Source organism: Pseudomonas juntendi (assembly GCF_009932375.1).
Taxonomy (GTDB): domain Bacteria; phylum Pseudomonadota; class Gammaproteobacteria; order Pseudomonadales; family Pseudomonadaceae; genus Aquipseudomonas; species Aquipseudomonas juntendi.
This window is the reverse complement of record NZ_BLJG01000160.1, coordinates 23,744-30,778: the sequence shown is the minus strand read 5'-3', so window position 1 is coordinate 30,778 and position 7,035 is coordinate 23,744. Positions and strand designations below refer to the sequence as shown.

The 7,035-nt window shown below is 58.2% G+C and carries 8 protein-coding genes; 2 read left to right on the top strand and 6 right to left on the bottom strand.

Annotated elements, in window-relative coordinates; all coding sequences use genetic code 11:
- On the bottom strand, positions 1 to 672 hold a 672-nt coding region (locus GYA94_RS19675), incomplete at its 3' end, for a DotA/TraY family protein (protein WP_255326962.1).
- A gap of 966 nt (positions 673 to 1,638) precedes the next feature.
- On the opposite strand from GYA94_RS19675, the gene GYA94_RS19670 reads away from it, so the two are divergent.
- Together GYA94_RS19670 and GYA94_RS19665 are read left to right on the top strand one after the other, a co-directional pair.
- Positions 1,639 to 2,184 (top strand): hypothetical protein, encoded by a 546-nt coding sequence (locus GYA94_RS19670; protein ID WP_255326961.1) that lies wholly within the window; start codon positions 1,639 to 1,641, stop codon positions 2,182 to 2,184.
- A gap of 10 nt (positions 2,185 to 2,194) precedes the next feature.
- Positions 2,195 to 2,548 carry a hypothetical protein gene (locus GYA94_RS19665; protein ID WP_161892924.1) on the top strand — a complete coding sequence of 118 codons (354 nt, stop codon included), beginning with the start codon at positions 2,195 to 2,197 and terminating at the stop codon, positions 2,546 to 2,548.
- 49 nt (positions 2,549 to 2,597) lie between these two features.
- Here GYA94_RS19665 and GYA94_RS19660 read toward each other — a convergent pair whose 3' ends face one another.
- The 5 genes from GYA94_RS19660 to GYA94_RS19640 all read right to left on the bottom strand — a co-directional run bounded on the left by GYA94_RS19660 (position 2,598) and on the right by GYA94_RS19640 (position 6,896).
- Positions 2,598 to 3,446: a hypothetical protein gene (locus tag GYA94_RS19660; RefSeq protein WP_161892923.1), complete on the bottom strand. Its 849-nt coding sequence runs from the start codon at positions 3,444 to 3,446 to the stop codon at positions 2,598 to 2,600.
- A gap of 37 nt (positions 3,447 to 3,483) precedes the next feature.
- Positions 3,484 to 3,921: a hypothetical protein gene (locus GYA94_RS19655; RefSeq protein WP_255326963.1), complete on the bottom strand. Its 438-nt coding sequence runs from the start codon at positions 3,919 to 3,921 to the stop codon at positions 3,484 to 3,486.
- A gap of 137 nt (positions 3,922 to 4,058) precedes the next feature.
- Complete coding sequence (locus tag GYA94_RS19650) at positions 4,059 to 4,862, bottom strand: hypothetical protein (RefSeq protein ID WP_232108456.1); 804 nt, start codon at positions 4,860 to 4,862, stop codon at positions 4,059 to 4,061.
- Between the two features lie 288 nt (positions 4,863 to 5,150).
- The gene (locus GYA94_RS19645; RefSeq protein WP_161892922.1) at positions 5,151 to 5,945 is read right to left on the bottom strand and encodes a hypothetical protein; all 795 of its coding nucleotides are present in this window, start codon (positions 5,943 to 5,945) and stop codon (positions 5,151 to 5,153) included.
- A gap of 12 nt (positions 5,946 to 5,957) precedes the next feature.
- Entirely contained in the window at positions 5,958 to 6,896 is a 939-nt protein-coding gene (locus tag GYA94_RS19640) for a hypothetical protein (RefSeq protein WP_255326960.1), read from the bottom strand.
- Positions 6,897 to 7,035: the final 139 nt, after the last annotated feature.

Genomic DNA, 7,035 nt, shown 5'->3' with positions numbered 1-7,035 from the left:
ATCCTGACGCGGCGGGGACTCGAGCCGGCCATCTACATTTACTCGCTTGTCAGCAGCCTGCCTGCCGTCCACTTCGCTCTTGGGCATCACTTGCGGCACCTGCCCCGGGGCAGCTCCCGAATAGATGGCATTCGCAGCTTTGGCACAGTAGGAAACGGCAATGTACTGCCGTGCAAAATCACGCAGCCCGTAGAAGTTACCCGCCTGGTTCACGCCCTGAACCACACCGTCTGCCGACAGTACTCCAATGGCCATGCCTGCCTTGTAGGTGCCGTTGGCAAAACCAATCCCCCACAAGGAGAACATCAGCACGATCAGCTGAATGAACGAGAAGCCGCTGGCAGTCGGCAGCAACACCGCACCACCTGCCACAATCCGCACCGGCGTCCACAATGACGACCAGCTCTTGCCCATGGCCTCGCCGTCATTTGCTGTATTGGTGACCCCCATCACTGCCACGTACGAGACGATCAGCGAGCCGATGATCAGGATGCCGCTGTTGAAGAAGCCGAACATGGTGGCAAGGATGTTCGCGCTTGCTTCCACTGTGTTGGGGTCGGTGCCTTTGACCAGCGAGTCGATGACCGGCCCGAAGATTCTGCCAAGCATTACGACGGACTGGTCAGTGCAAGCGGTTGGGTCGCTGCATGGAGAAAACGGCATTTGAGCCATTTGTGATACCTACCTGAATCGAGTTGCGGACGGTTGATCTGAATCGTTCGCGACGAATTCCCCTTGGAATGCTCCGTCGTCCTTGAGGCGAGCTGCCTGACAGCTCAGCCAGCGTTGCCTGCACAGCCCTACTTTCGTGGCAAAACCATGGAGCCACCAGCGTGGTGACCCGTACACCTATCGAAAGCGAGGCAATCTTAAACCACAAATCACTCCTTTATCAAAATTTTGTTATGTAAGAAAACTAACAAAAACCTAAAATAGGTTGCTCAGCAGATGAAGAAATAGATGGCTACAGGCAAAAACTGAAAGTGTAAGACCGTGTAAAAACCAGCGTTTTATGCCTAGATCACCGGTGTGATTAAGGGCGAAGCGTGATAATCTTCACATTTTAGCGATCAAAGCGGCTGCCTGAGACCGTCCTTCTTGCGATACCTTTTTTCGATGGGTGATCCTGCCGGTTTTCGGGCGTCAAATACGTGTCAAATGGGGTTTTCTGGCGGGTTTTCAGCCAGTTTCAGCTGTTGAACGCAATGGTCAAGCCCCACCACAGGAACCATGGCGGCAGCCCGGTTGTGTTGGGCGTTTTCGCTTGGCAGGCCCAGCAAATACGGGGGCACTCCTGGCTGCCGCACACTTACCTCGACAGGCGCTAGGGGCATACTTCAAGGGGCCAGAAAAAACGATTTATCCATGCACCTACAAGAAATATGAAGGTAAAAATGCTAAGGTCATTCAAGCCTGTGAAGCCCTAGGATTTACAAGGGTTTAGCCACAGCAGGCCAGTGGAAATGCTATCGAGATCCGCATCAGTTGGGGCGGAGCCCGCACGGCCCACCGCACAGCCACGCAGGTGCCGCGCAATACCGACTGATTCGAGCACGCTCAAGCCTTGGGACAAAACGACGGACATAGATGCAGCTATCAATACGCGATGCCAGCCGATTCGTGATCGGGGCCGGGTCTATGCGAGACAGAGCCATTGCGGCTTCTGGCAACCCGGCAATCAGCTTGGAAAACGTGGCGCAAGCCGCGCTACGTGAAGGCCCTGACGGCCAAAAAATTCGCCAGACAATCGACACCCTGGGCGAACGGGAGTCGGCATGGCTGCGCAACACCCCGCCCCATACCCTGAGTTCCGACCGAGTCATGAAAAGCCGTTCAGCCGAGGCCACTGCATTGCGGGCCATCCATCGCGCAATAATCAGCAGCGTGGCTTTCGAAGCAGCAGCCACAGGCGCCAAGCCTGAGGCGGAAGACAGCCTGCGCCAATCGCTGACCAACGCCCTCGAAGCAATCGACCAGGCCCCAGGCTCCCGAGCGGACCGGGAGGGGTTACTGGCCAACATGCGCGATCAACTGCTTGCCGTAGCCTCGGACGGCAACCACATGAAGCAACTGCTGCACCACAGCGAACAAGCCTACCTTGCCGCAGAACTCGAGAAGACATTCGCCCGTTACACCAACCCCTCGCTGTCGCGCAGCGAAGACCTTGACGGGCACAACCCCTAAGGACGCCAGCATGCCCAATGCGCAGGAATTCCAGAGCTTCACCGCCTCCGTTTTCCCGTCACAAACGGCGGAAATCGTCATTGCCAAGCAGCCCGTACTGACCGATTACGGCCATCAGCTACGTAGCGCCGTCAACCAGCTCCCGCCAGAAGTTTCCAGAGCGTTGCTTGGCGAATATGGTATGGCCTCGCCGGCGCTTGTCAGCGGGATCGAAGAGGCAATTGTGCAGCGGGAATTTGCTAACGACCATGCAGCGCAGCAGGCAAACCTGAATCAGAATTGGCTGAACGCCGCAGAACTGCACACCTCCGGCATCGACGAAACCATGGCCGCGGCAGACGATACCTGGAATGCGGCGCCGTGAGCGCCGCAGATGCCAACATATTCAACAATGCAGGCCAGCGCGCGGCAGCCTACTGCGAAACGGTTTTATTGGAATGCATCCCATCACGGCATGATATCGATGCAACCTTGAACCGTACCTCATATTGCAAGTACTCACTCGCTAAAACAGTTGCCGGGCGCCGCCCCCTGTCCCTTGTCGAGTCATAGGCAAGCACGGTATCACAGGTCGTCCATTGACCCGCCCGGGTATTGAGCCTGCTCGCTTCCGAACGCATCCTTGCCTCGAAACCGGGATCCTCCATCACAACCGGAATTCGTGCAGGGACGGTCACCAGCGCCACATGGCGCCCACTTCCGTCCCCCATGAAGCCCGGCACCATGGTGAGATTGTCATTTTTGTCGAAACTTGGAATCGAGGTGAAGCGCGCAGCGAACTGCTGCGTATTCGCCAACTGACCAAGGATCTGCCCTTTCAGTTGCGCCCAGTAAGCATCTGGCGGGTTGTGTGCATCATAGCTAGGCGCCGCCCGGTCATAAGGGAGACCTGCACGCTTCAGCTTCGCTTGGCGCTGGAAATACCTGTCGCGACATACCTCGTTGGTATCTTTATTCAAGTCTTGCCCGGACTTGGCGCTGTAGAGCAAGGCGCTCGCACAGGCGAAGTCATAGCGGCCGTTGAAATACAGGTACAGCCCGCCCCCGGACAAGCTTTTGGTCGGTATCAGGTCCAGCGTGCCGCTGCCTGCACCACCGGCCATACCATTGACGAGGCTACTGGGCATCATCGAAGTCAGCGAGCTGACCGCTTCGTCCGAGAAACGAACCTTGGTAGTCCCATCGGGCATTTGCTCGGTAGTGACACAGCCTGCCATTGCCACGGCAGCGAGCACGGGCAGCATGCGTTTACACTTGGTCATGCACGTATCCTTACTTTGGAAAGTCTGCTTGAGCACTTCAGAAGAAGCGCCCCATATCTTGCTGCTGAACCTTGGCCTGCCGGGTTTCGCGCAACTGACGCACCACGTCGCCCTGGCGCATCTCGACAGGCTCGCCACACAGCTCACCCACTTCGACCACATAGCCATCCCGCACTGCCACCTGCACGCACTGCACGAAACGCGCAGCAGCCATGCGCGCACGCTTGCCGGCATCGTCGACGAAAATGCCGAGCGCCAAGGCCGGCATGCGGGAATCCATGAAGTTCACGCCATTGACCGACAAATACAATCGGTCGGATACATAGGCCGCCTCGAAGGGCATGTTCGAAACCCAGGCGGCCTCGAACGGCTGGACCCCCAGGTACAGGGTTTCGCCCTCCAGGGCGAAACTGAAACGCCCACTTTGCATGGGCGACAGCAGCATTACGCGGTCATGTTCGGGATGGCGCAACACTTCGTCCCGCTTGAAGTTCGCCGTCCAGCGCAGAAAATTGGCATACCCCACCAGCTGCCTGGCGGCTCGCGCGACACGGGCTCGCTCTTGTGCACTTATTGCCGGCCCAACGTCCCTATGGCCTTGCTCCATGTGAATCAGTCCTCGTGCTTTTTGCGTTTTTCCAGCATGCCGAAGAAGTCGTCCAGAATTTTGTTCAGCATCTTCTGCGGCGTGTGGCCAAAGTTCTTGGCGTGTTCCGACACGCGCTCATGGTTGTCATTGCGCAGCGTGTAGGAGTTGGACGGGTCTTTCTTCCGGTTGCGGAACGATATCAGCCCGGAACGGCGCGCCATCGACATCATGCGCTCGTAGTCGGTGTGCGAGATGTTGAACTTCTTGCGGATATCGACCTTGGTCAGCCGCTCGTCTGCCTTCATCAACCGCACCGACTCCACCATCAGGTTATGCAACTGGTTGAGCCGCACCAGGTGGTTGAAACCACTGTCGATCTGCCCCCGTTCCACCGCCCCACGATCGGTGTCCGGACGCGCCAGGCCGCTGGAGAGGTTTTTCAATACAACCTCATCGGACAAGTCGAGAGGGTTACGGTTCTTCTTCGTTTCCTTGAAGTCAGGTGACTCGCCGCTCAGGTAATACACCGAGCCTTGCTTGGCGATCTCCACCTCAAGGAAGGAACAGGCAACCATGAAGATGTCTTCAGTGCACAACTTGCGCGATACACCCTGCTGAACCGCCTCACGGCTCAGGGGCTCATCGGCGGCACGCATGGCAGCCTGGGTATGCTTGGCCCGCTGGATATCCTGGACCATGTTGAAATACGACTTCAGCGGCAGCACCTTGTCAGACAGGTTGACCAACGGGTGCAACTCCTTGACGGTATCGGCCAATACGTCTGGCGAAGGGACCAGCAGCGACCTCAGGCCTTGGGCTAGGGACAACAACTTGGCCCCGTCTTTAACTTCATTCGCTGGTCGCATATACGTACCTAAGATGTCCGATCCAAAATAGTCTTAAAGTGCCGGCAGAGGCATGAACACCCCGCTCAGGCAGAACAGCAGCGCCAGGCTTCGTGGGCCCGACCCGCTCTTATTCTCCAATCCTGGAAAAGATCCTCCTTCGGCACCGCAGTGCAGCAGCCGGGTGACGCGGGGAAGCTCCCCGACATTCTACCCGCCTGCAAACAAGCGAACGGCTTACTCCATCCCTGAAGCAGCTGACAATGGCAATCATTGCGGCGCAAGGCACCCAATGTCACCGCCCTGACCTGGGTCCAGCCCCATGGATTGGAGGGTCTGCTTGGTCAACTCTACCTGCGCCTTGATCGACTCCGGATCGTTCGCCATCTGCTGCGCGACAGCATTTTCAATCGGCGACTGAGAGGAAGCAAGATGAGACATTGTCGCCATGACTGCAACGACCGCCAGAGGCGGTACCAACCAAGCCATTGCAGTCTTGCGCCGGCGCGACCTGGCCTGGCGCTCGGCCTCACCAGCGGCCTGCTCGCGCAGCGCCTTTCGCGAAGGCTGCGCCGCGGCCACCTGGTACTGCGCAGCAGCCAAGGGAACAGGGCGGGCGACCTCAGCAGCCACACCCGCTGCACGCGCTTCCTCACGCTGGTAGTAGTCGCTCAAGGCCTCGTTGAGACACTCGGAAACCGCCTGACGCACCTTGTAGGCCACCAGCGCCGGCTCGACATGAGTGAGCGCGCCCTTGCGGTCTGCCTCGGCATGCAACACCAGTCGCAGGGCCGCCAGCTCATGCATCGCCTGTACCCCGGCATCACCCTCGATCATCAGGCTGACGTTCCCCTCGAGCACCCGCTGATGGTCAATGTCTTGTGCTGCGTCGAAGCCGGCTACAACCAAAGACAGCTGCCGAAACGCCTTGGGGATACGCACAGTGCGTGTTGCACGGCAGGCGTCGTGAGGGCTTTGGCTGTCAAACACCACCAAAAGGTGCTCGCCCGAACCGAAGATGCGGATACCAGGGTCGAACTCGAAATTTGGCGCTTTGGCTTTCATGTACTTTGCTCCTTAAAGTTTTCCAAAGATGTCTTCAAGCACGACCGCTTGCGAAAGGCCGGTCATCATCCTTGGCTTCCCTGTACGGTGATCGATGAAGAATGCCGCCGGTACGCCCGCCTGCTCCTTGCCGTTGTGCTCGAAGGCAGCGAAAAGGAACGCCAGGTTGGTGCTCAGTTGCTCGACGGTTTCCGGTGAAGGCTCTGATCGCACCTGCTCATGCTGCCCCAACACCCGCGCCAGGACCTTGGGGTCCTTGGCCTGCAGCAACGTGGCAGCCAGCGGAACGCCATCCGCCGGGTTACCCAACGCCGCAGATGGAATCCATTTGATCGAATGGCCCTTGGCCGCGTATGCCCTTGTCAGGTTGTATGCCTGGCGGCAGTAAGGGCAGCGTGGGTCGATGATGATGTAGACGGTATCGCCGATACCACCCTCGCCTTCCTTGATCCCTGCCAGAGCGTCCACCGTTTTCATCGACTCCGGGATCGCGCCTTTGAAACTGCCGTCCATGGCGGCGGCTTCGCGCACATCAGGCTTTTCGACCGGGGACATCTGCGGCGCTACACTTGGCGCAGCTGCTGCAGCTGCGGGGGGCAGCGCTGCAGCGGCCTGGGCCGCGCCGGGCAGGAAGGCGTCGGAAATATTACTGCCCGTTTCCGCATTCCAGGCCACCCCGGTAAACAGCACTGCAGAATCAGGGGTACTGAACAACACGACCTGATGGCCATTCTTTTCCACGGTCCAGGCTGTGAGCCCGCCTAGGCCGACTGGCCGAGCGCTGACAATCTGCCCATAGCGCGATACCCGCTGTGCGGTCAGGTCATCGAGTTCTTGCTGGGCAGGGTTTACCTGTGTGGTGCCTTGCGCGGTGATGAAGGCAGACAAGTCCGCCGGTTGGGCTGGCGCGGCGTGGGCGACAGAAACCCCCGCCGCAAGTGCCGCCAGCATAGCGACAGGTCTTGCGATCACACCTTTCATGACTCAATGTCCCTATTAATAATCCAATACGACTGCATTCTAACAAAAAAGCAAAAAAACACACCAAAAAAACGAAAAAAGGCCATCTATAAAGATTGCCTTTGGCTGC

What these genes read in the sequence shown, in the direction of transcription:
- GYA94_RS19670 (WP_255326961.1), top strand. Translation starts at nt 1,639, where the DNA reads ATGCGAGACAGAGCCATTGCGGCTTCTGGCAACCCGGCAATCAGCTTG.
- GYA94_RS19665 (WP_161892924.1), top strand. Translation starts at nt 2,195, where the DNA reads ATGCCCAATGCGCAGGAATTCCAGAGCTTCACCGCCTCCGTTTTCCCG.
- GYA94_RS19660 (WP_161892923.1), bottom strand. Translation starts at nt 3,446, where the DNA reads ATGACCAAGTGTAAACGCATGCTGCCCGTGCTCGCTGCCGTGGCAATG.
- GYA94_RS19645 (WP_161892922.1), bottom strand. Translation starts at nt 5,945, where the DNA reads ATGAAAGCCAAAGCGCCAAATTTCGAGTTCGACCCTGGTATCCGCATC.
- GYA94_RS19640 (WP_255326960.1), bottom strand. Translation starts at nt 6,896, where the DNA reads ATGCTGGCGGCACTTGCGGCGGGGGTTTCTGTCGCCCACGCCGCGCCA.